The organism is Chthonomonas calidirosea T49, from assembly GCF_000427095.1.
Lineage (GTDB): Bacteria > Armatimonadota > Chthonomonadetes > Chthonomonadales > Chthonomonadaceae > Chthonomonas > Chthonomonas calidirosea.
In genome coordinates this window covers 755,323-781,613 of record NC_021487.1, presented here as the reverse complement: position 1 = coordinate 781,613, position 26,291 = coordinate 755,323, and the positions used below count along the sequence as shown (strand labels likewise).

Sequence of the window (26,291 nt, the reverse complement as noted above, 5' to 3'; positions counted from 1 at the left end):
TTGAGGAGTGGTTCTTAGGTGATTACGGAAAAACTGGCAAGCATCCTCAAGCGAGCCGTATTGGCAGCGCGCGAGGCCGGTGAGCTAAAGCTGACGACAGATGATTTTACGGTAAAACTCGAAATGCCTCCATCGAAGCAGTTCGGGGACTATTCGAGCAACCTGGCGTTGACGCTGCGTAAATCCGCCGGTATGGCAGACAGTCGCACGATCGCCGAGATCATTCGGCGGTATATTGAGGACCCCGATAAGCTCATTGAACGCGTGGAGGTGGCAGGCCCAGGTTTTCTTAACCTGTTTTTGAATCCTGATTGGCTCTACAGTACCCTATTGCGCATCGAGGAGTTAGGGAGAGACTACGGGCGCTCTCAAGCGCGTCTTGGTCAGAAGATCCTGTTGGAGTTTGTTAGCGCAAACCCAACGGGCCCGATCAGCGTTGTGAACGGTCGCGCGGCGGCGTTAGGCGATGTTTTGGCGAACTTATTTGCCGCGGAGGGAGCTGAAGTGCATCGGGAGTTCTATGTAAACGATGCGCTCAACTCGCTTCAACTGGAGCTTTTTGCAAAAACAGTGAAGGTGCGCTACCTACAAGAGCTTGGCTATCCCATCGCTATGCCGGAAGGAGACGTTGAGGCGGAGCCTCAGCTTGGAGATGCGAGTAAGCCGATCATTCCTTTCCCTAAAAACGGCTACTTGGGTGAGTATGTGCGCGACATCGCCAGACGTATTGTGGATGAGGTCGGAGATCGGTATGAGAGCGCAGTTGTTAAGGAGCTGCTAGGAGAGGAGGAGACAACGAATAGCCAGGCAGAAGAGAAAAATCGGTATTTTCGGGAAGCTACACTGCGCATTATCTTGGAGTTACAACGCCAAGCGCTGGAAGCGTTTGGGGTTTTCTTTGATCGTTGGTTCTTCGAGAGCAGTCTCTACGAATCGGGCGCGGTAGATGAGGTCATACGAATCTTCACGGAGCGTGGATATACCTACCGAAAGGACGGCGCTCTCTGGTTGAAGACATCGGCCTTTGGCGATGATGAAGATAGGGTTCTGGTGCGATCAAACGAAAAGGCCACCTATATCGCAGCGGATGCGGCCTATCATAGAGACAAATTTGAGCGCGGTTTTACCCACCTAGTAGATATTTTTGGGGCCGATCATCACGGCTACGTCGCGCGTTTGCGTGCTTCTGTGGCTGCCCTTGGGTATCCTGTCGATCGGCTGTACATTATTCTTACACAGATGGTCTCTCTGGTGCGCGATGGAGAGGCCATTATTGGAGGCAAACGGAAAGGTGCGATCATCGAGCTTAAGGAAGACCTTGTAGACGAGATCGGTCGCGATGCGGCACGCTTCTATTTCCTCCTGAACTCGTATGAGACTCCCGCGACAGTAGATGTAGAGCTAGCCAAGCGTCAATCGAATGAGAACCCCGTGTACTATGTGCAGTATGCCCATGCACGGCTGTGTAGTATTCTGCGAAGGGCGGAAGAGATGGGCATAGCCGTATTGCCGGCAGCCAGAGTAGATCGAAAACTGCTGACTCATCCGAGAGAGCTGGACGTTTTACGGAAGCTGGCCGACTATCCTGAGGAGATAGCAACCGCCTCAGAGCGTTTTGCTCCTCATCGCCTAACACGCTACGCGATGGATTTAGCAAGCCTGTTGAACCTGTTTTATGAGAACTGCCGGGTATTGCCCAATTCGCAGGGGGAGCCGGAGCCTTCTCTTGTGCAGGCGCGACTGGCATTAGTGAACTGCGCTCGAATCGTGTTGAATAATCTGTTAGGTTTGCTGGGCGTTTCCGCACCAGAACGAATGGAGCGTGCTGAGAACAACATGACAGAGGAGGTGCAGGAAATTGACGGCTCTTAAGTTTTGTGCTAAACTTTAGGCTCACATGCCGTCTTTGAAGAATGCCAACCCTTTCGAGAGCAGGCAGTGTAGACTCTAGAAACCGTTGAAGAGGACAAAGAGGATATCTCATACCCTATGTATGCGCTCAACTTCTATTCTGAGTACTATGAGGAGGCTTTACGTACCGGTCGTAAAACAGTAACGATTCGTCTTGGAGATAAGACCGATAAGTACAAAGCCGGAATGATCGTTTGGGTGACGATAGGCCCGCGTTTTGGCAAGCGTCAAAAGCTCTTCACTGCCATATTGGATAGAGTTGAGGTAAAGACGATAGATGCTCTCTCCCCAAGGGAGATTCAAAAGGAGAACCCAGAGTTTCGCTCTGTGGACGATGTTGTGGCGCTTCTTAGGCGCATCTATTCGAGCGACATCTCCGTCGAAGACACGGTGACGGTGGTGCACTTTTCACCGATAGAAGAGTACCCGCTACCTACTTAAGGAAGGGGTTCTATGCGGTATTTAGGATCGTTATGCAAAAACTCTCTCTTTTAGGTGTCATCGGTTTTCTTTTTCTGCAGCTTTCCTGCTCCTACGGACGTGCACAGGCGGTAAGCTCTGACCGCTTTCGTACAGGAACCTTTCGGCCCGCAGCTTCCTCTACAGCATTTACATGGCAAGTAACGGCAAGTAACGCACTGAACTGGAACCATGTGCCCTACGTGCCCGTGGGTGTTGCCTTCACTCCTGTCTCTTTCAAGGAGGGGAGTCCCTCCGCCTGGCATTCAGATGAAGCCTATCTCGATGCTCTGAAGGCACACGGCATTACCGATGTGCTGATAACTCCGCCAGACTCTCTTGTGGACGTGTCTCCTTCTGCGTTACAGCGGCTTATCGATGCGATGGAGGCAAGAGGTTTGCATTATGGGATCGGGTTTGGGAGGGGGTTAGAGCAGCCACTCACCGGTTTTGAGGTGCGCCCGGCGGTCTACCGATTTGATGATCCAAACCGAAATGTGGCTTTGTGGCAGGTGAGCGATGCGGAAGCAGCGGCCTACTTTGTTGTAGATGCAGCCGCCGATAGCAGGCTTATTGGGGCTGGTATGGCGACGATCAATAGGGGGGTAGCAAGCATCTCCTTGGATGATTTTCATGGCACGGCGCATCCCGTGGCCTTACTAGTGCCTCTCTTGAAGCTCCATCGGGATGCGGACGGAGTTGGTCTGCCGGACGTGTGGGGCGAGTTCGATGCCTATCGTGATCGCCTTCTAGACTTGCTACGGCAAGTTCATTTTGGGGCGGGCCTACGCTTTTTTCTCGATCCGCTTGGCCCAACGCTTGGTTTCAGCGACGAGGCCCTCTTTATGGTGCCCAACTCGGAGATGTTTCGAATATCTTGGGAGAGCTACCTCTCTCGTAAATATGGCGCGCCTGATGCTTTGACAACCAAATGGCAGCTCTCGAAAAGCTTTTCCTCTCTGCGGGAGATGGCGCGTCTCATTCCTTTATGGTCGCTTGGCCGCGGTTTTCCCTATTTCTACGACCCCACTACAGGCAATACCTACCGTGTAACACAACCCACTCTGTCCACTTGGTGGGACGATTTTTCTGATTGGCGTACCCAAACCCTCCGATATGCGTTAAAAACAATTGCCGATGAGTTGCAGCGCTATGTGGCCGACGTGCCGGTTGTCTATAGCGGTGGGCTGCAAAGCCTTTCGAATGTCTCGCTTGACGATTCCTCTCCTCCCGACGGATTGGCAGCAACCTTTTCGCCTGCAGTACCTCCTTCCCTAAATCGCTCGATGGCGCCTCTTTACAGTCTGGCTTCGCTCAGTCGTCCTCCACGATGGCTCATCGGAGTACCTGCTATCACTGCCGGTAGCTACGCATCCTACACCGATCTGGTAGGCCAGTTGGCAAGTCTGCAAAACCTCGGGTTTAAGGGCTTCTTCGTGACTGGGGTAACGCTCGATCATCTCGATTGGATAGAGAGGGCAGCGCAGGCGCTCACCGATTCGCCGATTGCGGCTCTGCGGACTCCTCGAGTGCTGTACTATCCCTTTCAAGCTCCAGGCCCTGCGTTTACTGGGCAGGTGCCCGGAGACGAGTCGGTGTTTTGGGTGCCGGCTCCAGTTCAGGGGATACTTGATGACTGGTGGCCTTCGTTTAGTGGCTATACCATCCACCTCCCTAGCGGAGCAGAGACGGTATTGGTTTCACTTTTAGGGCCTCGTGTGGTTCGTCTCCAAGTGCCGGATCCTCACGTAGCGCGGGCCTTTACACCGGATGGAGCCCCTGTTCCAATTAAAATTGTGGGAAAGGACCTCATCGAAGTGCACTTTGCGAATGTGCCGCTCGTGTTTACCGGCGTGGGGGAAAGCCCAATTCCCACGGAGGCCGCTACGGATGCGGTAACCTTAGTAACGATGTTGTTGCCTCATGCCAGTAAGGCCGATCGGGCGCTTGGAGAGTTACAGCGCGATCAGGCACAGATGCTTCTTCGGCGCAAGGACTATCTAGGGGCCTATACGGCAGTGCGTCCTGCAGTGGAAGGGCTAGCAGCGGCGCTTAGCCCTTACATTTGGATCGAGGGCGAGAACCCGGCACTAGACAATTTTACTGAGACCGCACAGAATGCAGGCGCCTCCGGCGGGGCCTATTTGCGTCTTTCAACTCCTGAAGAGCCTTTACAGATCATTCATGAGTACGCTGCAAGATACACTTTCGATGTAAGTGCGACCGGCGATTACGATATTTGGCTTGCCGGCACCGTTCCTGGGCCGCAAACGTCTCCTTTCACCTGGTACATTGATCATCAGCCCCCGCAGCCTCCGGCAACGGCCACACCTGTGGGGCCTCGTTATCTTAGCGGGTATTTTGGTTGGATTTACCTAGGTCGAGCATCCCTATCGCAGGGATCGCATGCGCTTTCGATCAAGATTGCAGATCCGGCGTCGGAGACAAAGCTTTATACCTTCTCTATTGATGCGCTTCTAATTACGCCATCGTCCTTGCCGTTTACACCGCGCACCACGATACGCCCCGTGCCCTTGCTCGCTTCTGACATGCCTAAGTTCTTGAAAACAATCGGGGTTGAGGCGAAGTAGACTGGTTTGGCTGAAGACTTAAAAAAACCTCTGTCCCAAAGGGGACAGAGGTCTAGGGCTGTCCTCGCTATGAGCTTTTTTTACTCTTTAGGATGAAGTACGATGAGCGTTATAGAGTTAGCGGGATAGGTGGTCTGGAAGCCATTATGGGAAACAGCGAGATTAGGCTGGCGCTTGATGGCCTGCAGATTGGCACCGCTGTAGCGATAGACTTCCGCTGTGCTTTTGGGGTAAAAGCCGGTGAGTTGAAGTGGACTGGTTAAATCATCTGCTGTCTTATTGATGACCACTAGCGTCAAAGCATGGTCCTTCAAACGCTGGGCTCCATAGACGGCAAGCTGATCTTGGTTAGCACTAACAGAATGTACCCATATATCTCCATAGGCACTGCCCTTTCCGTCGTAGTTGCGGTAGATACGAAAAGCATAGGCACCGGGGTCCGATGCTTTAGGGGAGCCCCATAGTGTGGCGAGATCTAATCCTTCGCGCCCAAAAATGCCGAGCACATCTGCTTGTGCTAGTGCCCCGTTGAGGGTGTTGAGAGCACCAAAGTTATACTCGGTGATGGAGATTTTACATCCTGGAAAGAACTGGCCTACCCACTTCTTCATAGAGGGAATGAGCGCAATAGGTCCGAAGTACTTTCCTATCCAGTCTTTTTCCACGTAGGTAGGATCCCAAAGCGATCGTGTAGCGCGCAGGCGCCATGCCTGGACTGCGGGATCGTTGTCGTCGTTAGGAAGTCCATCATCTTTTGTAGGATAGTAATGCTCATCGAGGTAGTCGAGCAAGCGCACACCGGCTTGTTCCGAGGCCTGATGCAACGCCTGCAGATAGTACTGGACGTTCCAGAGATTGCCTGGATTCTTCTCGGGTGATCCTCGGTAGGCCGCATAGCCGAAATCCCCCGGGCCAAGAACCTTGGCTGTTGGATCTATCTCTTTCACAGCTTTTGCAAAGGGAATCGTTCTTTCGACGATCTCGGTGTAGGTAGGCTGCTGAGGATGGACATCGCGATGAGTGTTCGACCATCCAAACGGCTCGTTATCCATTTGGTAGATCGGTACTCCTCCATGTGCAGCGGTACCGAACTTTTGAACGAGGTGTCGTATCCACGTTTTCTGGAAGTCGGGGGTGTTAACAATGTGAATGCGCAAGATCTGGTCGGTGGTTAAGGTAATCAGACTTCCATCGGGGCGAATGCCGTTGCCGGCGTCGGTCTGTTTTCCGTTGACGATAGGATGGACGTAGGGATTGACCGCTTGTTGCGGGCCGAAGATGGAGACCGGGAAAGAGCAGTCCCACTGGGAAACTTTATTGATATACTGGATGATAGGGATGGTGATGATGGGGCTTGCTCCTATTGAGAGCGCCTTTTGTACGTACTCATCGGAGGATTGACCCGGCACGGGATTGTCTTTACCGTTACCGGCCATGAAGAACCAATCTGCACCAGCATTTGAGGCATCTACCTGCCAGTTATACCGGGTGGTGGCGTCTCCACCCCATCGGGTTGCCGGCAGTCTGATCTCTTTAGCAAGGTCGGGGTCAACGCCATATTCGTTGATGCCGTAGATATGCGGATTGATGGGATGTCGGTTCATCAGCACGTTGACCTGTAGGGTCGGTCCTTGAGAGCGAGGGCGGATCTGAAGGGCGAGAGGTGCGACGAACCCACCGATGGCACCGGTAATCAAAGCTCGTCGTGAAAGCAGTTGCTTTTGAGCAGCGGAACGTTTTCGTGAAGACATTATTACCTCCTTGTTGAGGAATGGTTTAGAGACGATCATGCGACAGTAAGTAAAGCGCTTTACTTATAGAAACAGGTTTTTCTGTTCTATTGGTTCCCGAATAAGATGGGCCTACTTATGATGAATCGTCAGGCTTGTTTCGCTCAAACAAAATGCGAAGCCCATCAAGAGTAACTAACTGATCTACGATCTCGATCGTTCGACTTGCGCTGTGGATCAGCTCTGCTAGGCCTCCTGTGGCGATGACACGAGCATTCTGCCCGATTTCGCTCCGTATTCTTTCCACCATAGCATCGGTCTGGCCCGCATAACCGAAGACGAGACCACTTTGAATGGCGTGAACTGTGTTGGTTCCAACAGCTTTGGGGGGAGCGACAAACTCCACCCTGAAAAGCCGTGAGGCTTGGCGGAAGAGCGCATCCATCGAGATGCCGATGCCGGGCAGGATCGCTCCCCCCAAATAGTCGCCATTAGGCGCAATGACATCGAAGGTGGTAGCTGTTCCAAAATCCACCACGATCGCTGGGCCACCGTAGCGGGCAAAGGCTCCCACTGCATTGCAGAGGCGATCGGCTCCCACATCAGAGAGGGGCGAGTAGTGGATGGAGATGCCGAGTTGAACGTGAGGTGTGACAATAAAAGGCTGTACGCCAAAATAGCGCTGCGACAACTCGACCAAAGTGTCGTTCATAGTGGGAACGACGCTTGATAGGGCCACATGTTTGACGTCGCTAAGATGCAGTCCATTGTGTTCCAGCAGCGCTTTGATCAGCACGCCGTGCTCGTCGGCTGTGCGGTCGCGATCGGTATGAAGCCTCCAAGGGCCAATGATAGCGTCTTGGTGGTTTGGGTAGACCCCAAAGACGATATTCGTGTTGCCGACATCGAGTGCAAGCAGCATGGCGAGCTACTGTCCTGGTGAGTTCAGCGTTATTGAGCGGCCGAGGTTCGCTTGAAGGTCGAAGAGAACGAGCACAGGAGTTTGCTGCTGTTTTCCAAAGATAGCAAGCAAGTGTCCATCGGGTGAAAAGGAGGGTAGGGCCGTTGAAGGGGAAGCAAGTGTTGTGATCTTCTGTATCATGCTTCCTTTGATGTCGGTAAGCCAAACCGTTACGGTGGTGGGCGACTTGTGCTGAACGGAGGTGAAGGCGATATGAGACAGGTCAGTCGAAAAAACAACCTGTGTCACCGCATCTACGGCATCATGTGGGTTTGGATTGACTTGCGGCAAGCGGCTAGGAAAATCGAGCTTACGCAGGCTCCGTGCGTTAATGATAAGTTCGTAGAGCGAGAACAGAATGTAGTGAGTATTAGGACTACGACGTATCCAGACCACGCGATTACCATCGGGCGAAACCTGAAAACCAAGCACATCGCCTGTCTGTGTCAGTTGGGTTGGAATGCCGGCGTCTACCATCCAGAGGTCTCGCTTTGTTCCATCACCACCGGCTAGGAGAACGTTATCGGTTTCCGGTACCCACTGTACGGGCTGACAGGTGTCGGCTAGGTTGTGGAATGGGAGTGTAATGGGCTTTATGCGGTAACCCCCTTCGCGGTAGTCTATGTGCAGAATAAGTTGTCCAGCCTCGTTGCGGCAGACCGCAGCAAGCGTTTTGGAATCCGGTGCCCAGCTGACGGGCGCCTCTAGGTGGCTTTCAAGGGTGATTGTTTTGCCGTCGGCCAGGTTCATGAGGACAAGGTCGCCACTTCCATTACGATAGGCAAGCGTTTTGCCATCTGGAGAGAAGGCGAATCGAGAGCCCGATGCGTTATTGGGCAACAAAGGAGTGGGGGTAGGTGCTACGGCTGCAGATGCTGAAGTAAAGTCGAGGCGTAAGGGGGGCGCACTCTCGATGATCAGCTGTTTGGCATCAGGACTCCAGACTTGCGCGGCTGCAAAGATGGGCGCCAGAGCCGCGAGGCAAAAGGCAATAAAACCCAAAAGGTTTCGCACGAGTTTTTCTCCTTTTTCAGAGCATAAAGGCCACAAATAATGCCGGTACAGAGGAGAGTACCGGCCTCGGAATGGACTTTTATATTATGTCGTTTTCCCTAATAGGAGTCAAGGAGTGGCTTGCGCCACTTGTTTTTTGTCAGCCGGCGTATCTAGAAGCGCAGATAGGAAAGTTTCGGAAGGGCGGTCTTTGGCATGAAGCTCGTTACGATTACAAAAGAAGTAAGCGAAAGTTTCTGCAAAACCCTCTTCAGGGGAGGTCGCAGCATAGCCGGTTACGAGACGATGTTGCGCTTTTTGTTGCTGCCAAAGCTGGCGATAAGCCGCTCTTTGGGCTCGATCGAGGAGCTGATCCCAGACGAAATGTCCGTATTCGTGGGCAAATACCTCGATAGCAGCATCTCCATGAAGTGTATTTAGGATGCTGATAGTAGCGTCAGCATCTATCCGCTCACCACCGAACTGATAACAGCCATCCATGTCGTTAACATTGGCAGGCACATAGCCATAGGTCTCTTTAAAAATCTGCGCAAGTTGCTGATGAGAGACCTCTTGCACAATGATGATCTTATCGGTTTTCCAGATAGCTGGTAGTTGGCTGTAGAAGGCTTGCCACGTGCTGGCATGGGGGGCATCATCGTAGAAACGGAGTTCGGCAGAGACCGTTTTCGTTCCCACTAGGCTAGCCAACAGAGCAGCCATGAAAATCGTTCCCATAGAGAGGTGTTTTATGGGGTTTCGCGCTATCATTGTCTTATCCTTCCAATGTCCTCAAAAGTGGGCATGCTTTCTCAGCAAAGAGCAATCCCCGTAACAACAGAGGGTGTGTCTATTTTCGGCTATAGGCGAACTCAGCTTAAGGGCGGGTGGAAAATGAAGGGTGCAGAAGGAAATGAGGGGTTCGACGACTAATTTTTATTCGCAACATATAGAAAGGTTGCATGGAAAAGAATACTTTTTAGGTATTCTCTACCAAGTGACTTCTCACCGTACGGGATGTCGTCCGAAAACTTCATCGAGTCAAGGAGCCTATGCGATGGATCGTGCGATCTGCTGGTTTGTCAAGATCCTATGTACATTGACTATCTTTTTAGGAGGGATATTCATGCAGAGCTGTGTGAGAGGGGAGGAATGGCATGCGGCCCCGGGCCCTCTGAAAACGCGCTGGACCGACTCGGTATCGCCAACCAACGATCACCCTGAGTATCCGCGTCCACAGATGCAGAGGAGCGTTTGGCAGAATCTCAATGGGCTTTGGGAGTATGCTATCCTTCCAAAGGAGGCTGCCTGGTCGGGGACGGCTGACGGCCGTATTCTGGTGCCTTTCCCGATAGAGTCGGCACTGTCGGGAGTCATGCGCTCGGTCTTGCCAAGTGAGCGCGTATGGTATCACCGCACTTTCGAGGTGCCGTCCAGCTGGCATGGAAAACGTGTGTTGTTGCATTTCGGGGCTGTAGATTGGGAGACGAACGTATGGGTCAATGGGAAAAAGGTCGGCACGCATAGAGGGGGCTACGATCCCTTTACGTTCGATATCACCGATGCGCTAAAATCGAGTGGACCACAAGACCTGCTGGTCTCTGTTTATGATCCGACGGACGGCGAAGAGGGGGGACTACAGCCTCATGGAAAGCAGACACTGCACCCCGGCGGCATCATGTATACGCCGACCACAGGGATTTGGCAAACGGTTTGGCTTGAACCGGTACCCTCTACCTATATATCCGATCTCAAGATCGTCCCCGATATAGACCGTGCTCAACTTCACCTTACGGTGTTCGTTAACGGCCCCACAACGGGCTATGAGGTTGAAGCACAGGCAACGGAGCAGGATCATGTGGTGGCGAGAGGTGTCGGGGCGCCCAATACGGAGCTAACGCTATCTATTCCCGATGAGAAGTTGTGGTCCCCAGACGAGCCGTTCCTTTACGGGCTCACGGTGACGTTGCGCAATGCCGACGGCGCTGTGGACACCGTGAAGAGTTACTTCGGGATGCGCAAAATCTCGATAGGGCCGGATGAAAAGGGGATTACGCGTATCTTGCTAAATAACAAACCGATTTTTCAAATAGGTCTATTAGACCAAGGGTTTTGGCCTGATGGACTCTACACGGCGCCGAGCGAGGCTGCTATGCGCTACGACTTGGAGACGATCAAACGGCTTGGGTTCAACCTTTTACGGAAACATGTGAAGGTCGAACCAGACGTTTGGTACTCTCTTTGCGACCATCTTGGCATCCTGGTGTGGCAAGACATGCCCAGCGCCAGTCGCCCGGCGAATTTGGATCCGGAGATGCTGGCTCAACGCGATCAGGAGTTCGAAAACGAGCTCAAAGCGATGATCCGGACGCATTGGAACCATCCCTGCATCATCATGTGGGTGCCGTTTAATGAGGGATGGGGACAGTTTGATACGCCGCAGATTGTCTCCATGATAAAAAAGCTGGACCCCTCTCGTCTAGTGGATAATGCGAGTGGATGGACAGATGCGGGGGTTGGCGATGTGATTGACATGCATAACTATCCAGGGCCGGGTAGTCCGAAGCCGGAACCACATCGTGCGGCCGTTCTCGGCGAGTTTGGCGGGCTTGGTTTTGCGATAAAAGGGCACACTTGGTCACAAAAATCTTGGGGCTATCAGGGGCTTCCTAATCGCGAGATGCTCACGTTGCGCTACGCTCAATTGTTGCAAAAGGTGTGGCAGCTACGCGAAAATCCGGGGCTGTGCGCAGCTGTTTACACACAGTTGAGCGATGTGGAGACAGAGTGCAATGGGATCATGACCTATGATCGTGCAGAGATCAAGATGAACCCGAAAATCATGACGGAGGTGAACCAAGGTAAGTTCGATAACGTACCTCCTTTTCCAGAGCCTGCCGTGCTGACAAAGACCATCCTTTGGAGATATACTACCAAGAGCCCGGGAGAGGGGTGGTTCCTGCCAGGCTTCGACGACTCGGGATGGAAAGAGGGGCCGGCAGGGTTCGGCACCCAGGGTACTCCAGGAGCCATCGTTCATACTGAATGGAATACGGACGATATTTGGTTGCGACGCACGGTAGACCTGAACGCCGATCTCCTAAAGCATCCTTTGTTGCTTATCCATCACGATGAGGATGTGCAGGTCTATATCAACGGTGTCCTCGCATTTGAGGAACCGGGCTTTTTGACGGAGTATGAGGTCGTGCCGATACGTCCGGAGGCCCTAAAAACCCTGCATCCTGGACCAAATCTACTTGCGGTGCACTGCCACCAGACGACGGGAGGTCAGTATGTGGATGTGGAGTTTGTTGGAGAGGCGAGTGAGGTGGAGAAGACGGCGCATGCTAAGTAGAGTGCTTTGCGCTATCAGCATTTTGTGCGCGACTGTGGGTTTAGGAGGGGCGGCGGCAGTATGCGGTGCGAAGATGCTGCCGCGCTCCTTCTGGCCAGGGATCGTTCAGCCGTTCGATATGCGCGATGTGCGGTTGCTCCCAAGCCCATTCCTCACAGCTCGTGAGGCCGACGCACACTATTTGCTCTCCCTCGATCCGAACCGTCTGCTCTATAACTTTCGTGTCAATGCAGGGTTGCCACATCCGGGGCGACCATTGGGCGGCTGGGAATCGCCCGATTGCGAGCTGCGCGGCCACTTTGTGGGGCATTATCTTTCCGCCTGTTCCTTGCTTTATAGAGCGACAGGGGATGAGGCATTCAGGCAACGTGTGGACTACTTGGTGGCCGAATTGGCAAAGTGTCAGGAAGCGTTGGGAGGCGAATATCTTTCTGCCTTTCCGACCTCTTTCTTCGATAGGTTGGAAGCGGGACAACCGGTTTGGGCACCCTACTACACCATTCATAAGATCATGGCCGGGCTGGTGGATGCCTACACGCTTTGCGGCAATAAGCAGGCTTTACGGGTGGCGGAGCGCATGGCGGCCTACTTCAAAAAGCGTACCGACCGTCTCGCCCCCTGGCAGATGGATCGGGTGCTGCAGGTGGAGTTTGGTGGAATGCCGGCAGTGCTCTACCGGCTTTATACACTGACTCACAATCCGGACGATCTCGTGTTGGCCCATCGTTTCGATCAAGCCTCTTTCTTAGGGCCTCTAGCTCTTCATCATGATGATCTCACCGGTATCCACGCAAACACCCATATTCCAAAGATATTGGGGGCAGCGAGGCGCTATGAGCTGTTCAGAGACCCGACCTACCGCTCCATTGTTAGCTATTTCTGGGATCTGGTGACGCAAACACGCTCTTATGCCACTGGTGGAAGCAATGCAGGAGAATACTGGGGCCCGCCGAACCGATTAGCAAATACGCTTGTCTCCAATAATCAAGAGACGTGTACGACCTATAACATGCTGAAGGTCACGCGTACCTTATTCACCTGGACAGCAGATGAAAAGTACGCTGATTTTTATGAGCGAGCCCTCTACAATGGCATTCTCGAAGCCCAAGATCCTCAGACTGGTATGATGATCTACTACACGCCGCTTGCAGCCGGTAGTGTGAAGCAGTGGGGGACGCCAACCCATTCGTTTTGGTGTTGTTACGGCACCGGGGTCGAATCGTTTGCGAAACTGAACGACAGTATCTATTTTCATAGCTCGGATGCTCTTTATGTCAATCTCTTTATTCCATCGGAGCTAGATTGGCGGCAAAGGGGCCTTCGTCTCGTTCAGGAAACGACCTTCCCTGAGACAGACACTACCGAGCTGCTATTTCATCTACATACCCCCACAAAACTGACGCTCTACCTTCGAGTGCCCGCTTGGACAACTGCAGATTATCGGGTGTGGGTAAATGGGAGACCGTTCAGGTCTGCCGTAAAACCGGGTTCGTATCTCCCTGTGGAGCGGGTATGGCGCGACGGCGATACGGTTAAGATGATGATGCCCATGCCACTTCACACCGTACCTATGCCGGATGATAAGGACATGGTGGCCTTCACGGTGGGACCGATCGTTTTGGCCGGCATTATCACGCCAGAGGTGCGAGAGACCTACCTGTTAGATGCGCACGGCATGCCTCTAGCAGCCGGCTATTTCCCTGTCAACGGCGGTTCCATGCCCATGCTACGCCCTGTTGCCGGCTTGCCTTTAGTATATAAGAGCGTCGGAGCCGATCCGACGATCACCTTCATTCCACTCTACAAGGTGATTCATCAGGCTTATGGAGTCTATTGGAGATTGATGGACAAGGGTAGCCCACAATACGCTCAATTTAAAGCGGCCATGGTGGAGCGAGCTCAGCGAGATGCTCTGGTTGTAGATAGGATTCAGCCCGGCGACGTGAACTCGGAGCAGGCCCATCATTTGCAAGCGCATGACAGCAACACCGGTGTTTTTAATGGAGGGCAGTGGCGCGACGGTACCGGCTCTTTTTCCTGGCAGTTAAAAGTGCTACCCGACCAGCCGATGGTGCTCTCTTGCATGTATTGGGGAGATGAGGGGGGCGAACGCGTTTTCGATATCCTCGTGAATGGGCAAAAGTTAGCTACTCAGACACTACTTCACAACCACCCCGGCGCTTTCTTTGAGGTAGATTACCCTATTCCGTTCGATTGGACGCGCGGAAAACAGAGTATCACGGTTACTTTTCAAGCGCACCCCGGGGCGATTGCAGGGGGTGTTTTCCGATGCGAGGTGCGCCGTCAGGCATCCCCATCGCAGTCGGTGTTGAAAGAGAGATAGGTAGGAAACGGCACCATGAAGATCACCGATATTGAGGTCTATCTAACGTGTCTAGGTAGAAACTATCTGTTCATCAAAGTGCTGACGGACACTCCTGGGCTATGGGGTATTGGAGAAGGCACGCTCAACGGCAGTGAGCCGATCGTGGCTTCTACCATCCAACATATCACTCCATTACTTATTGGACAGGATCCCCAGCGCATCGAAGACATCTGGCACCTGGTCTATCGGCAGGGATACTGGCGTGGTGGCCCCATCTTCATGGCCGCTCTTGCCGCGATAGACCTAGCGCTTTGGGACATCAAGGGAAAAATCGCTAACCTGCCGGTTTATCAGCTGCTTGGAGGGCGGGCAAGGGATGGGGTGATGTGTTATAGCCATGCAGGAGGTCGGGATGAGCAGGAGTGTGAAGATAACGCTCGTAAGCTTATAGAGCAGGGGTTTCGGGCGGTTCGATGTCAGGTAGGCCCTTACGGAGGTGCAGGCGTTATCGGCGAGTTACCACCCTTGCATCCGGAAGCTCCCCCAACGAGCCTCTATGAGCCAACGCCCTATCTACTACAGGTGCCCAAACTATTTGCTCATTTAAGAAGCAAACTCGGCATGGAGGTAGAGCTGCTGCACGATGTGCACGAACAGCTTGACCCCATTCAGGCGGCGCGGCTCGCCAAGGAGGTCGAGCCGTATCGCCTTTTCTATCTCGAAGACCCTCTTATGCCGGAGCATCGAGAGAGTTGGCCGCTTGTGCGTGCGGCATCCACAACCCCCTTGGCGATTGGCGAGATATTTACGTCGCGTTGGGACTGTCTGCCGGTTTTTATGAATCGGTGGATAGATTACATTCGCATTAAGCCTCTTCATGTGGGTGGCTTGACAGAAGCGCGCAAGATCATGGTGCTAGCCGAGCCGTTCAATGTACGAAGCGCTTTTCACGGGGCGGCGGATATAGGGCCTGTAGCCCAAGCAGCTTCCGTGGCGTTACAGATTACGATCCCGAACTTTGGCATTCAGGAGTGGACACGATTTCCGGAGCCGGTTTATGATGTTATCGAGGGTATTCCTGAGATGCGACAGGGCTTTCTTTACCCCACTGAACGCCCGGGTTTAGGGATTGAGATAGATACAGCGAAGCTGCAAAAATATCCTTATAAGCGAGCTTTCATGCCCATAGTGCGCCGTGCCGACGGTACGATGCATGTTTATTGAGGCGTTCGTCATAGGGTTGGCCTATGCCATGTTCGTAACGCGTAGCGATCGGCCGTAGCCGAGGGCATTAAATCTCTGCTTTTAGTTCAATGTAGGCCTATTCTTGATAGCGAATAAGGCTGATGATCGGGTAGTTTTCGAGGGCTTTTCGCCCCTCAAGAAAGTCTAGCTCGATGAGGAAGCAGAGGCCGGCTACCTGCCCTCCAGCTCGTTCCACAAGTCGAGCGGCTGCGGCCGCTGTGCCTCCGGTTGCAAGTACATCATCCACAATGAGCACTCGTTGACCCGGTTTAATGGAGTCCGTGTGTATCTCTACGGTGTTGGTGCCATACTCCAGAGCGTACTCTTCAACAAGACGATTGTAGGGCAGTTTGCCGAGCTTGCGTAGCGGCACGAAACCAACTTCCAACTCGAGCGCCAGCGGGGCGCCAAAGATGAATCCTCGCGCTTCGATGCCCACGACCACATCCACCTTTAGGGGGCGACTTTGTTCGGTCATCTTATCTATGACCTGTCTGAGGGCATCATAATCTTGCAATACCGGTGTAATATCCTTGAAAAGGATGCCGGGTTTTGGAAAATCCGGCACATCACGTACAAGAGCTTCAGCCAAAAGTTTTTCCATAGAGAACTGTGCGGGGTCTCGACGCTTGCTGTTGAAGAACCCGCGTTTACCTCCTTTCCTATTGCGTAGATGATTGTTGTGTTGGGCTTGGCGGATCTTTAGGGAGTTCTGCACACCTTGATATATGATACTCCCACAAGTTCGCATGAAACGCGTTCGTTCGACACATTCTACGGCGAGAGGGAACGCGTCGTAGACTTTTGGGACGGCAAAGAGGGGGACGCGACAGATGTGAACAGAGAGTGCCTCCACATTTTCCCGAGCATTCTAGCACAAGAGGTCGCTTGCAAGCCATTGGACAGTTCGTTTAGGGTTCATGGTGGCTCGAAGCGCCGATTAAGCGTTCGTGCAGGGTATCGAAGGGGGGCTGCAGAACACCTATTTCTGTGATGAAGGCTTGAATTAGCTCGGCGGGGGTAACATCAAAGGCTGGGTTCAAAACGGGCACGCCTTCTGGAGCAATACGGTTACCTTGAATATGAGTGACCTCTTGCGGATCACGTTGTTCGATAGGGATGAGGTCTCCTGATGGAAGGCGAAGGTCAAAGGTGGAAACGGGCGCAGCCACGTAGAATGGAACACGGTGGTAGTGGGCAAGGACGGCGAGGCCGTAAGTGCCGATTTTGTTGGCGGTATCCCCGTTGGCGGCGATGCGATCGGCCCCGACGATCACACAATCAATCTTTCCTTCACGCATGAGCACGGCAGCCATATTGTCGGTTATGATGGTGACTGGAATCGAGTCTTGGGCTAACTCCCAAGCGGTGAGCTTCATGCCTTGTAGGCGCGGCCGCGTTTCGTCGGCATAAACCTCCACCGTTTTGCCTAGTTCCACGGCAGCGCGGACGACGCCGAGGGCTGTGCCGTAGCCCACTGTGGCGAGGGCACCGGCATTGCAGTGAGTAAGTACGCTCGCGTGCTGAGGAAGGAGTTGGGCGCCATGGTAGCCTAAACGCCGATTAATTTGGAGGTCCTCCTCAAGCATGCGAAGTGCCTCTTCTAGAACGGCCTGACGGATGTGCTCCACGCTATCTGAGGCCGCGCGTGCGACGGCAAGCACACGGTCTACAGCCCAAAAAAGATTGACGGCGGTTGGTCGGGCGGATCGAAAAGCTTGGGCCATCCTTTCGAGATGGGCGAGGAAGGCGTCACTGGTAGCGAACGGAGGGCTATACTGCGCACCAAGTGCCATCCCTAACGCGGCCGTGCAACCGATGGCAGGGGCTCCTCGGACGACCATTGTGCGAATAGCCTCTACCACGTCTTGCCAGTCGGTGTAGGTTATGTATGTAAGGCGGTGAGGAAGAGCGTTTTGATCTATCAAAACCAAACGTCCCTCGCGCCACTCGACTGTTTGCAGAGCGGTTCCTAGCCGTTTCTCGGACATCGTTTAAGCCTCAACCTTGGCATGGTCGAGCGCATGATGGCAAGGGCTATCGAGATCGAGAGGAATTCTCTGAACGAGCTCTTTGACAACTTTCTTGATACGTTCCGCGTTTTTCAGAAAGGTGTCATAGACCTCTTTCTGGGTAACGGGCGCTACCTCGCCTTCGGCCACGAGGCCGCTATCGTAGTCTGTGATAAGCGAGATGTTCACCACAGCGATATTTTGTTCGAGGGCCAAGTAGGCTTCTGGATATTGAGTCATGTTGATCACTTCCCATCCGGCCTGGGTAAACCAACGGCTTTCGGCTTTCGTGGAGAAGCGAGGGCCTTGAATGACCACTACCGTTCCGCGTTCATGGACGGGAATGCCTTGATCCCGAATGACCTCGATAGCAAGTTTACGCAAATGCGGGCAATAGGGATCGGCACTGGAGACATGATAGACCTCCGGGCCGTCGTAGAAAGTATCCTTTCGGTTACGGGTTCGGTCTACATACTGATCGCAGACCACAAAATCGCCGGGTTTAATATGGCGTTGCAAACTGCCTGCGGCGCACGGGCTGATGAGAAAGCGTACGCCAAGCCGCTTCATCGCCCAGATATTTGCCCGATAGTTAATAGCGTGTGGGGGGATGGTGTGGTGTCGCCCGTGTCGAGGAAGAAAGGCCACTCGGCGATCCGGGAGGGTGGCGAGAAAGACGTTATCGCTCGGAGGGCCGAACGGGGTATCCACAGCGATCTCCTCTACCTTTTCAAAAAGAGAGTAGAAACCGCTTCCACCAAAGACTCCGATCTCCGCGGTAGGGTATGTGTTATCTGAAGGCATCCTACTGTAAAAAGCTCCTGTACTGAAGTGTTAACTATGAAAATGAGGAACGATGCACGGCGTCTATTTTACCCTCTCACAGCGAACTTTTGTGGGAATGGGTGCCAAAGAAAGCCTGGAGAGTTCGGTAGGCTCGGCGCTCTTTTCTAAAGCACAGAGGTATGTAAGAAAGAAGATGGTTGACCGAAAATCGCTCTATGGCGGTAAGATACAGGAGTTTATCGGTTGTGCAGTAGAAGAGAGGAATGTGGTGATAAAGAGAGCGGTTTTTTTGGATAGAGATGGGGTTCTAAGCGTAGAAGGCGGCGACTACGTAACCCGTCCTGAGTTGCTTAGAGTGTTGCCAAGGGTAGGCGAGGCGATTGGACGTCTAAACCGGGCTGATTTTAGAGTTATCATTGTCACCAACCAATCTGCTGTAGGACGGGGATTAATGACGGTAGGCGATTTAGAGGAAGTCCATGCGCGGCTACGGGCAGAAATTGCCTCGGAGGGCGGTAGGATAGACGCGGTCTATTTCTGCCCTCACCGTCCAGAAGAGGGGTGCTCCTGTCGCAAACCAGCCCCGGGAATGCTCTTGCGTGCTGCAGAAGAGTACGATATTGAACTTCCACGAAGCTATATGGTAGGCGATTCTCCAAAGGACATCGCAGCCGGGGCGGCGGTGGGCAGTCGAACCGTGCTCGTTTTAAGTGGGCACACGCGAGCCTACGAGCCATCTCGTTTTGCCGCGCCGCAACCCGAATGTGTCTGCGCCGATCTATGGAACGCCGTCGAGTGGATACTTTCAGTAGAGGCTGCCGATTCCGGTTCCTAAAGCCTGGCCTGCTGGGCCGTAGCCAAAAGCGCGGAAGAAGGGGAAAGCCGTGATACGAATGGAAAGATAGAAGGCACGTTCGGGACGAAAGCCTCCCACGTTATTGGTGTAGGTGAGGCTCATTTCGAGGCAGTCCCAATCGTGGATGATCTGGAGATTTTGGGCGGTAAAGCTGCCGGTTAGACCGTTGTAGAGGTAGAGGCCATTAATACGCCATGCGCGTCCAATAGGGATAGAGAATTGGGTGTTCAGTTGGGTGATTTTCCGTCGAATTCCAGGTTGCTGCGGGTCTATATTGGCGAGAATGTCGAGTCCAAAATCGTTTTTGCCACGTAGGCTCAGCTGATTGACGAGAGCAAAGAAGCGCCCGCGATTTGGATCGTAGACTTGTGTGGCGTCGAAACGGACGGAGGGAGTAGGACGCCACATGAGGCGTGTTGAGAGGGATTGCCAGGGCAGAGTGCCGGGCGAGTGAGTAAGATCGTAACCAACGCGAGCTGTGAATTGAAAATGAGGGTCATCTAAGTAGCCACCATCAAAGGAGAGATAGTGGGAGCGTCGCAGTTGATCGAAGTAGAAAGGGGTTGCCCCTTCCGGCTGATCGTAGACGTAATCTATGTCAAAACCGGAGCGGCCCGCAATATGTTGGCGTAGATGCATATCATCGTGAAGGCGATATTGAGCAGCCCCATCACCATAAAAGCGTTGTTCGAAACCGAGAGCGGTTGTAAGTTCGGTTCGCCCAGTCAGGAGAGTAATAGGCTGGGTATTGAGGCCCAAAAGCACGCGATCGGTATTTACCTCCGAGCCGGGCTCGGAATACTGTCCTACGCCTAGCTCGAGGGTTGCTGGCAGCTTTTGCAACCAGCCACCACGGAAGCGATAGGTATTGACATCCATTTTGAGCTCCGGTAGTTTTTGCAGCACGCCAAACGTGCCTCCTGTTTGAACCCCAATAGGAGTAGAGCCATTTGCCACCAAGGAGAGAGCGTATTCACGCGAATCGTGTTGGTAGCTGAAGTTTTCATCGAGCCGTTCCGATTTTGAGGAGAGGCCCGAGCCGCCGGAGAGCAGATCGGAGAGCTCCAAGTCGAAAGACAGACTGTTATGGGTACTGCCGGAGGAGCCAAAGAGAAAGTCTTGTTTGAGACTTCCGGTAAGTTGACGGCTAAAGAAACCAGGTGAGAAGCTGGTGGCAAGATTAAGTGTAAGGTCGCCGTCCGTTCCATGCAGGGGGTCAGTGTGGTTAAAATCGAATCGAGTCGTTTGGGTGTCGTAACTGACGGTGCCCGTGCCAAAGGTATAGCTATTGCGTTGCAGTTCCGAGTCGATCGCAATGCGATTGTTGCTTCCGATATTCTGTTGGTGTTTAAAGCTGGCGCTGAAGTTGGTGTTAAAGCCTTGCGAGAGGTAGCCTTGCAAGCTGAAGAGCCCCCCGTTGGTAGGGCCGAGGCCGGTGCCGAGCCGTGGAAGCCGGTTTCCTATGCTACCGTAGCCATAGGCTGAGACGAGCACGCCGTTATCTGCTGAGTAGGCTTCGTTTGTTGGTGTTGTTTGCGTCGTCTGTTTTCCTGCGAGGTACTCTTGTTCGAACCGGTAGCCAATGCCGCGTTTCTGGGTGACGTCGAGACGGATGAGGCCGGCGGCGTCGCGACCTTCCGCGAAGGCGTAGGGGAAGCGGGCGAAGTAGCCCTCGTCTATGTTTTGACCAAATTCGGGCAGGTAGTTAGTCCGTGGGCGTTTAGGGAGGCGCTGATTGAGTGGGATGACAAGTTCTGGCAGCGTAAGGAGTTTTACTCCAAAGAAGAAGATGCTCACCTTACGGAGCGTAAGCTTTTGGTAAGGTATCAGCTCTGCCGAGCCTATTTGTAGCTGATAGTGTGGGGTTGGTAGCGTGCAAGTGGTGGCCGAGAGGCTCTGCCCAAACAGATAGCCGGACTGGTTGCCTTCGAGTTCCTGACCTTTTAGGAAGATGGGCGAGTAGATATTTCCGTTAAAAAGGGAGGGGGTCAGCATGCCATGAGGGTTGCCCAGTCGAAAGCTTCCATCGGGAGGGTAGAAGAAGATAGTATCGGCTGTAGCGGATATTCCGTTGCGTTCGATACGTGCATTGCCGCTAAAAAGGAAGCCGTTTTTAAAACTTCCATCCATTCTATCTGCACTGATGGTAGTGCCGAGATAGCTAATAGATATGCCGCCGCTGACATGGTAGACACCGTCCGGGCTAATACTGAATGGGCCTTGCAGATGGATTTGAAAGGGTTGTTGAGGGGGAGGTGATGGCGGATGGAAGAAGGCAGAAGGAGGCGGTGTAGAGGAACTTACAGGTGGCGAAGCCTGTAAGGGTGCAAATAAAGCCCAAAGCTTGAGCAACACTAAGGATACGACGATAGGCATAGGGCATGGTAGGGGGAGAACTGGGCAACGGCCACATTATGACATATTTACGAGAGAGGCAGAAAGTGGTGACAGACTATTGGGGCTCTTGGCCAATACGTACCCATGCGTCCCATTTTTGACCGAGCGAGATAGGCTGAGCAAGGATGGGGTCTTCTGTACGGTTGAGTCGAGCGAGTTCCTGAGAGATCCAGCACTCTAATTCCTCTTGCAGTGTTTGAGCTTCGTTCACATGGGAGTCGGCCAGATTCTGAGATTCTGCCGGGTCTTGGACGAGATCGTACAGCTCGAGAGGTGGCATGCCGTGTCGGTCGGGGCGGCGGGCTAGGATCAGCTTATGGTTTCGGGTGCGAAGTGCCCACTTCGATTGCCAAGTGTTTTCGCAGCTAATAATTCGATCCCACCCCTGGAGAGGACGGTTTTCAACGAGGGGTTGCCAAAAGCTTCTTCCCTCCATGTGGGGCGGCGGCTCTGCTCCCGCAGCGGAGAGTATGGTAGGTGCTATGTCTAGATGCTGAACCATCTCTGAAATAACCATGTTCGGCCTAATATACTGTGGATGGCGCATAATGAGAGGGACGTGGATGGTCTGATCGTAGAGCCCATGGTGATCAAAGTAGATATCGTGTTCGGTAAGGCTTTCGCCGTGGTCGCCGGTAAGGATAACGAGTGTGTTTTGCTCGAGATTTTCTTCGGCAAGCGCGTCTAGAAGTTGGCCGATGCCCTCGTCCACATGGCGTATTTCGGCATCGTAAAGAGAGGAGATATAGTTTACGTCGCGAACAGGGCCTAATTTTTTAAACCAGATGTCGTGAAACATGCCCCAAATTGGCTGACATCTTACCCGCTCCATTGTATCAGGGCCTGAGAAAGGGTCTTTATCTGGTGGGTAAAACATCCTATAACGTTGGGGGGGCAGGTAAGGAGCATGTGGCTCCCAATAGTGGAGGAACAGGAAGAACGATTCTGTTTTATGTTGACGTAGCCAGGGGATAGCCCGCGCGTTGATCTCCTCGCAAGATACAAGCAGTCGCAGTTTGTGACGGAAGCTAGGGTTAATATAGAACTCGTAACCGCGGGCAAGCCAAGGTTTTATGTCGTACAGGTTATCTACAGCTGCGGTAGTATAGTTAGCCTGCTGAAGTAATTCGGGTAACACGGGAATTTTGCGATCGAGGTCTACTTGACCACCGTGGCAAACGATGTTATGGCTAATAGGGTGAAGGCCAGTATAGATGGTGGTATGTGCAGGGGTAGTAGGAATGCCCGGTGCGAAGCAGTGCGTGAAGCGTGCACCCTGTGCAGCAAGGCGGTCTATGTTGGGCGAAGTAGCGAGTGGGTAGCCATAACAACCGAGGTGGTCTGCTCGAAGGGTATCTATGACGATCAAAAGAACATTCATCCGTTTCCCGCTTCTAAAAGAGACACAATTTTCATCATATGCTGAAGTCTTCTATAAATTATAGCACGCGAGGCGGTCTTCTTACGTAATACTATATTGGTAACTAAAAGTTGGTTTTGCGACACTTTGCGTGCTAGGTTAGGCCGTAGTGAGAAATAGGTGAGATAAGCGGGTATACTTTGCAGAGAATAGGGCCTGTCCAGGTTTGTAGCATCATCGAAAGGCGCTTCGCAGTCGCCTAAGTCTTTTGAGCGCCAAGAAGGACAGAAGGTTTCGATGGCCATAGCGCGTGGAACATCACCCAAAAGACCGTTGAATCGAGTGATCGCCAGTTGCCCGCCCTCTGGAATTCGTCGGTTCTTTGATATCGCGAGCCAGATGGAGGGGGTGATCTCATTGGGGGTAGGCGAGCCAGATTTTGTGACACCGCAATCTATTCGTGAAGCCGGAATCCGCGCTCTCGAGGAGGGGCACACCTCTTACACGGGCAACAGCGGTTTACCAAAGCTGCGGGAAGGCATTTGTAGCCTATTAGAGCGGCGGCACGGTGTGCGTTACGACCCGGAAAGCGAGTGCTTGATTACGGTTGGGGTGTCGGAAGCGCTGGATTTGGCGTTACGGGTGTTGATCAACCCAGGGGATGAGGTGATCGTGCCTACGCCATGCTATGTGGCCTATGAGCCGTGCATTCAGTTTGCCGGCGGCGTAGCGGTGACGATCCCGACCTACATGGAGGAAGGATTTCGATTAGACCCGGGGCGCGTGGAAGCCGCCATAACATCAAAGACCAAAGCCATTCTTATCGCCTCTCCGGCCAATCCAACGGGTGCGACGCAGTCACGAGAGAACCTGATTCGACTTGTTGAGATCGCCCACCAGTACGATCTCTATATTATTTCAGATGAGATCTATGAGCGTCTCACCTATGAAGGCGAGCCGACCTGTGTGGGAGCATTGCCATTAGCGCGGGAGCGAACGGTGGTATTGAATGGCTTTTCCAAGAGCCATGCGATGACAGGGTGGCGTGTAGGGTACGCCTGTGGCCCCGAACCTATTCTACGCTTGATGACCCGAGTGCATCAGTACACGATGCTTTGTGCAAGTCACATCTCTCAACTTGCAGCTATCGAGGCTATCGAGAACGGCGACTCTGCTGTGGAGGCCATGGTGGCCGATTACGATAAGCGGCGACGTATTTTCGTGGAGGGGCTAAACCAGATCGGGCTCGATTGTCTCATGCCTCAGGGAGCCTTTTACACGTTTCCTTCCATTAAGCGCTATGGGCTTACGAGTGAGGAGTTTGCTGAGCGATTATTACAAGAGGAGCGCGTGGCGGTGGTGCCAGGAACTGCCTTTGGGGTTGCAGGAGAAGGGCACATACGCTGCTCCTATGCTACGGCGTTAACGAAAATAGAGGAGGCACTTGAGCGAATGGAACGATTTTTACGGCGTTTGGAGAACGCCAGATGATCGAAAGAGTTACGAGGCGAGTTGTAGGTTTAGGCATTTTCATGCTCTTGTTAGGCTGTTTCGTCGGCATTGCTCATGCCGATCGCATTGTGCTAGCGCCGATGGCGGAGACACCAGACCCTAACAGTTTAGGGTTATCAGGCCTATTAACACCATATCGGCACGATAACAGCTTTCTCTGGGTGCGATATGCCTCCGCGCAAGGCATTGAGTTGGAGCTGCAGCGTGCAGCGCTTCTTCCCGACCCAAAGACGCGCTATACGTTCGATGTGGAGTATCCTCTCACTTTCGATTTTGCCGGCCTCCCAGCTATCGCCTTAGGCGTGCGAGACCTTTTTGGTACAGGAGATGAGCACGGTGCCCTGTATGCGGTCGTGAGCCATTCTCCCATTATTCCTGAGCGCCTGAAACCCTTTCTTAATCACTTCCGTCTCACCGCCGGTGTGGGAACGGGCACCATGGACGGGCTGTTCGTAGGGGTGCAGGCCAAAATGCTTGGTTCCCTTACGCTCTCCGCCGAACTTTATCGCAGACAACCCAATTTTGGCCTGAATCTGCCGGTGGTTCGTGGGATGAGCGCTGATTTGGCGAGCATCAATGGAACCATCTATTATGGATTCAGTGTCCATATAGTTCGTTAGAACTTTTAACAAGGAAACTTTATTTCGGGACAGGCATAGATGCAGAGCTTGAACGCTTTAGAAGACAGAAGAAAAGTTGTGCTCATCAAGAGCCTACGTACGAAGAACCGGTTCTATGCACTAGTAGAGCCGGAGCGAGGTATTCGCAATGCCGACACGGTGGAAGATATTCCGGACGATCTCATCCTGGGCATTGCGTACCCGTGTCTGGAGGATGGGCTGAACGATTTTGCGGTGATACGCACTACATTCGAAACTATCGATCTTTTTCCAGAGAACGACCCGCTTCGTGCCGAGATGATGGAGATCGTGAAAGAGGCACGGGATAACTTGGTGAGGCGTTTGCAGGAGCTTAGGGATAAGCTAGCTGCCAGGAAGGCCTTCTTTTTGGGCACGGACTACAACGAGTTCAAGCAGCACGCTCTACGGGTAATGCAACATGGCTATCAGCGCCGTATGTTGGATGGCATGATGAAACTTAACGTGTTCTGCAGTGTTGCGGAAGCAGAGGGCTACACCGATCCGAACGAGCTGCCCTACTTTTATGAGCCCAACCCTAGCACGAGTATTGATGTATTTCAGGAGTTGCCGCCGGAGGCGTTTATCGTTCGCCTTTTTGACGATGTGCTTGAAAGCGTTTTGAACGATGCCAACTATCAGAACCAGTATCGTTTTGACCGAAACGTCTTCCAGAAGTTTTTGACGGTGATGTTTGTGAACTATGCCACTACCGAGCCGATCTTTTACGGTATCAATCGCGGCGATTATGGAGTATCCTCCGAAAAGGAGATGGATACAACACCTCTCTACATGGCCATTCGCCGTGAGCTGCTCGCCATTGAGGAGCGGCTACGAGTTGCTCCTGAGGAGGAGGTACAGCCGATTGTTGTACCGAGCCTAGATTCTGGAGCACCAGCGCCTGCGAAAGAGATGCAGGTGAGTCTGCCCGGTGAGTTGGTGAACGAGGAGGTGTTAATGGGGCCTATCTCTTCACTCTGCTCAGCCGCTCTACTGCTGCGGCGAAAAAGCGACCCAGAGACTCAGCGGATCGCACGTGTTATTTTGGCTGACGCCGAGAAGTTAGTAGATGAACTTAAACGACTCGGAATTATCTCTCCACTTACGAATAATCCAGGCCATGTAAACAACGTATGAATCGTATTGGCTAGTTGATTGG

General features: G+C 53.0%; 19 protein-coding genes. 10 read left to right on the top strand and 9 right to left on the bottom strand.

All coding sequences use genetic code 11. From position 1 onward, the window contains the following. The first annotated feature begins 18 nt into the window (after positions 1 to 18). The 3 genes from argS (at position 19) to CCALI_RS03375 (ending at position 4,961) form a co-directional block, all read left to right on the top strand. On the top strand, positions 19 to 1,872 hold the full coding sequence (argS, locus tag CCALI_RS03385; protein WP_016482071.1) for an arginine--tRNA ligase: 1,854 nt from the start codon (positions 19 to 21) through the stop codon (positions 1,870 to 1,872). A gap of 117 nt (positions 1,873 to 1,989) precedes the next feature. Next, positions 1,990 to 2,352, top strand: coding sequence for an ASCH domain-containing protein (locus CCALI_RS03380; protein WP_016482070.1), 363 nt, complete (start codon positions 1,990 to 1,992; stop codon positions 2,350 to 2,352). Positions 2,353 to 2,384: 32 nt separating this feature from the next. After that, the gene (locus CCALI_RS03375) at positions 2,385 to 4,961 is read left to right on the top strand and encodes a hypothetical protein (RefSeq protein ID WP_016482069.1); all 2,577 of its coding nucleotides are present in this window, start codon (positions 2,385 to 2,387) and stop codon (positions 4,959 to 4,961) included. Positions 4,962 to 5,041: 80 nt separating this feature from the next. Here the strand turns inward: CCALI_RS03375 and CCALI_RS03370 are convergent, their stop codons facing one another. The 4 genes from CCALI_RS03370 to CCALI_RS03355 form a co-directional block, all read right to left on the bottom strand. Then, on the bottom strand, positions 5,042 to 6,712 hold the full coding sequence (locus CCALI_RS03370; RefSeq protein WP_016482068.1) for a glycoside hydrolase family 44 protein: 1,671 nt from the start codon (positions 6,710 to 6,712) through the stop codon (positions 5,042 to 5,044). A gap of 115 nt (positions 6,713 to 6,827) precedes the next feature. Beyond that, positions 6,828 to 7,613 carry a type III pantothenate kinase gene (locus CCALI_RS03365; RefSeq protein WP_016482067.1) on the bottom strand — a complete coding sequence of 262 codons (786 nt, stop codon included), beginning with the start codon at positions 7,611 to 7,613 and terminating at the stop codon, positions 6,828 to 6,830. 6 nt (positions 7,614 to 7,619) lie between these two features. Continuing rightward, a complete protein-coding gene (locus tag CCALI_RS03360) occupies positions 7,620 to 8,666 on the bottom strand; it encodes a WD40 repeat domain-containing protein (RefSeq protein ID WP_016482066.1) in 1,047 nt (348 codons plus the stop codon). Positions 8,667 to 8,774: 108 nt separating this feature from the next. Next, a complete protein-coding gene (locus CCALI_RS03355; protein WP_016482065.1) occupies positions 8,775 to 9,416 on the bottom strand; it encodes an anthrax toxin lethal factor-related metalloendopeptidase in 642 nt (213 codons plus the stop codon). Between the two features lie 355 nt (positions 9,417 to 9,771). On the opposite strand from CCALI_RS03355, the gene CCALI_RS03350 reads away from it, so the two are divergent. The 3 genes from CCALI_RS03350 to CCALI_RS03340 are packed head-to-tail and all read left to right on the top strand — an operon-like array spanning position 9,772 to position 15,550. Next, complete coding sequence (locus CCALI_RS03350; protein WP_016482064.1) at positions 9,772 to 12,000, top strand: glycoside hydrolase family 2 protein; 2,229 nt, start codon at positions 9,772 to 9,774, stop codon at positions 11,998 to 12,000. Further along, complete coding sequence (locus tag CCALI_RS03345; protein ID WP_016482063.1) at positions 11,990 to 14,344, top strand: glycoside hydrolase family 127 protein; 2,355 nt, start codon at positions 11,990 to 11,992, stop codon at positions 14,342 to 14,344. The genes CCALI_RS03350 and CCALI_RS03345 overlap by 11 nt, the downstream gene beginning before the upstream one ends. A 15-nt stretch (positions 14,345 to 14,359) precedes the next feature. Next, entirely contained in the window at positions 14,360 to 15,550 is a 1,191-nt protein-coding gene (locus tag CCALI_RS03340; RefSeq protein WP_016482062.1) for a D-galactonate dehydratase family protein, read from the top strand. Between the two features lie 97 nt (positions 15,551 to 15,647). Here the strand turns inward: CCALI_RS03340 and CCALI_RS03335 are convergent, their stop codons facing one another. The 3 genes from CCALI_RS03335 to CCALI_RS03325 all read right to left on the bottom strand — a co-directional run bounded on the left by CCALI_RS03335 (position 15,648) and on the right by CCALI_RS03325 (position 18,387). After that, positions 15,648 to 16,175: an adenine phosphoribosyltransferase gene (locus CCALI_RS03335; RefSeq protein WP_044949704.1), complete on the bottom strand. Its 528-nt coding sequence runs from the start codon at positions 16,173 to 16,175 to the stop codon at positions 15,648 to 15,650. A gap of 307 nt (positions 16,176 to 16,482) precedes the next feature. Next, positions 16,483 to 17,562, bottom strand: coding sequence for an S-methyl-5-thioribose-1-phosphate isomerase (gene mtnA / locus CCALI_RS03330; protein ID WP_016482060.1), 1,080 nt, complete (start codon positions 17,560 to 17,562; stop codon positions 16,483 to 16,485). 3 nt (positions 17,563 to 17,565) lie between these two features. Continuing rightward, complete coding sequence (locus CCALI_RS03325) at positions 17,566 to 18,387, bottom strand: S-methyl-5'-thioadenosine phosphorylase (RefSeq protein WP_016482059.1); 822 nt, start codon at positions 18,385 to 18,387, stop codon at positions 17,566 to 17,568. Between the two features lie 175 nt (positions 18,388 to 18,562). Here CCALI_RS03325 and CCALI_RS03320 point away from each other — a divergent pair, with 175 nt between their 5' ends. Further along, positions 18,563 to 19,204: a D-glycero-alpha-D-manno-heptose-1,7-bisphosphate 7-phosphatase gene (locus CCALI_RS03320; protein WP_081648429.1), complete on the top strand. Its 642-nt coding sequence runs from the start codon at positions 18,563 to 18,565 to the stop codon at positions 19,202 to 19,204. On the opposite strand, the gene CCALI_RS03315 is transcribed toward CCALI_RS03320, so the two are convergent. Both CCALI_RS03315 and CCALI_RS03310 read right to left on the bottom strand, forming a co-directional pair. Beyond that, positions 19,175 to 21,601 carry an LPS-assembly protein LptD gene (locus tag CCALI_RS03315; RefSeq protein ID WP_016482057.1) on the bottom strand — a complete coding sequence of 809 codons (2,427 nt, stop codon included), beginning with the start codon at positions 21,599 to 21,601 and terminating at the stop codon, positions 19,175 to 19,177. The genes CCALI_RS03320 and CCALI_RS03315 overlap by 30 nt on opposite strands. Before the next feature lie 76 nt (positions 21,602 to 21,677). Next, positions 21,678 to 23,003 (bottom strand): sulfatase, encoded by a 1,326-nt coding sequence (locus CCALI_RS03310; protein WP_016482056.1) that lies wholly within the window; start codon positions 23,001 to 23,003, stop codon positions 21,678 to 21,680. A 276-nt stretch (positions 23,004 to 23,279) separates the two neighbouring features. Between CCALI_RS03310 and CCALI_RS03305 the strand changes: the two genes are divergently transcribed. The 3 genes from CCALI_RS03305 to CCALI_RS03295 are packed head-to-tail and all read left to right on the top strand — an operon-like array spanning position 23,280 to position 26,269. Then, positions 23,280 to 24,473, top strand: coding sequence for an aminotransferase class I/II-fold pyridoxal phosphate-dependent enzyme (locus CCALI_RS03305; protein WP_016482055.1), 1,194 nt, complete (start codon positions 23,280 to 23,282; stop codon positions 24,471 to 24,473). Beyond that, positions 24,470 to 25,114 carry a hypothetical protein gene (locus CCALI_RS03300; protein WP_016482054.1) on the top strand — a complete coding sequence of 215 codons (645 nt, stop codon included), beginning with the start codon at positions 24,470 to 24,472 and terminating at the stop codon, positions 25,112 to 25,114. Before CCALI_RS03305 ends, CCALI_RS03300 begins: the two co-directional genes overlap by 4 nt. Positions 25,115 to 25,153: 39 nt before the next feature. Next, a complete protein-coding gene (locus CCALI_RS03295) occupies positions 25,154 to 26,269 on the top strand; it encodes a hypothetical protein (RefSeq protein ID WP_016482053.1) in 1,116 nt (371 codons plus the stop codon). Positions 26,270 to 26,291 lie beyond the last annotated feature (22 nt).

Excerpts from the sequence above, each read along its gene's own strand:
- CCALI_RS03340 (WP_016482062.1), top strand. The coding sequence starts at position 14,360 with ATGAAGATCACCGATATTGAGGTCTATCTAACGTGTCTAGGTAGAAAC.
- CCALI_RS03335 (WP_044949704.1), bottom strand. The coding sequence starts at position 16,175 with ATGGAAAAACTTTTGGCTGAAGCTCTTGTACGTGATGTGCCGGATTTT.
- CCALI_RS03310 (WP_016482056.1), bottom strand. The coding sequence starts at position 23,003 with ATGAATGTTCTTTTGATCGTCATAGATACCCTTCGAGCAGACCACCTC.
- CCALI_RS03325 (WP_016482059.1), bottom strand. The coding sequence starts at position 18,387 with ATGCCTTCAGATAACACATACCCTACCGCGGAGATCGGAGTCTTTGGT.
- CCALI_RS03365 (WP_016482067.1), bottom strand. The coding sequence starts at position 7,613 with ATGCTGCTTGCACTCGATGTCGGCAACACGAATATCGTCTTTGGGGTC.
- CCALI_RS03380 (WP_016482070.1), top strand. The coding sequence starts at position 1,990 with ATGTATGCGCTCAACTTCTATTCTGAGTACTATGAGGAGGCTTTACGT.
- CCALI_RS03300 (WP_016482054.1), top strand. The coding sequence starts at position 24,470 with ATGATCGAAAGAGTTACGAGGCGAGTTGTAGGTTTAGGCATTTTCATG.
- CCALI_RS03375 (WP_016482069.1), top strand. The coding sequence starts at position 2,385 with ATGCAAAAACTCTCTCTTTTAGGTGTCATCGGTTTTCTTTTTCTGCAG.
- CCALI_RS03305 (WP_016482055.1), top strand. The coding sequence starts at position 23,280 with ATGGCCATAGCGCGTGGAACATCACCCAAAAGACCGTTGAATCGAGTG.
- CCALI_RS03370 (WP_016482068.1), bottom strand. The coding sequence starts at position 6,712 with ATGTCTTCACGAAAACGTTCCGCTGCTCAAAAGCAACTGCTTTCACGA.
- CCALI_RS03320 (WP_081648429.1), top strand. The coding sequence starts at position 18,563 with ATGGTTGACCGAAAATCGCTCTATGGCGGTAAGATACAGGAGTTTATC.
- CCALI_RS03355 (WP_016482065.1), bottom strand. The coding sequence starts at position 9,416 with ATGATAGCGCGAAACCCCATAAAACACCTCTCTATGGGAACGATTTTC.
- mtnA (WP_016482060.1), bottom strand. The coding sequence starts at position 17,562 with ATGTCCGAGAAACGGCTAGGAACCGCTCTGCAAACAGTCGAGTGGCGC.
- CCALI_RS03295 (WP_016482053.1), top strand. The coding sequence starts at position 25,154 with ATGCAGAGCTTGAACGCTTTAGAAGACAGAAGAAAAGTTGTGCTCATC.
- CCALI_RS03350 (WP_016482064.1), top strand. The coding sequence starts at position 9,772 with ATGCAGAGCTGTGTGAGAGGGGAGGAATGGCATGCGGCCCCGGGCCCT.
- CCALI_RS03345 (WP_016482063.1), top strand. The coding sequence starts at position 11,990 with ATGCTAAGTAGAGTGCTTTGCGCTATCAGCATTTTGTGCGCGACTGTG.
- CCALI_RS03315 (WP_016482057.1), bottom strand. The coding sequence starts at position 21,601 with ATGCCTATCGTCGTATCCTTAGTGTTGCTCAAGCTTTGGGCTTTATTT.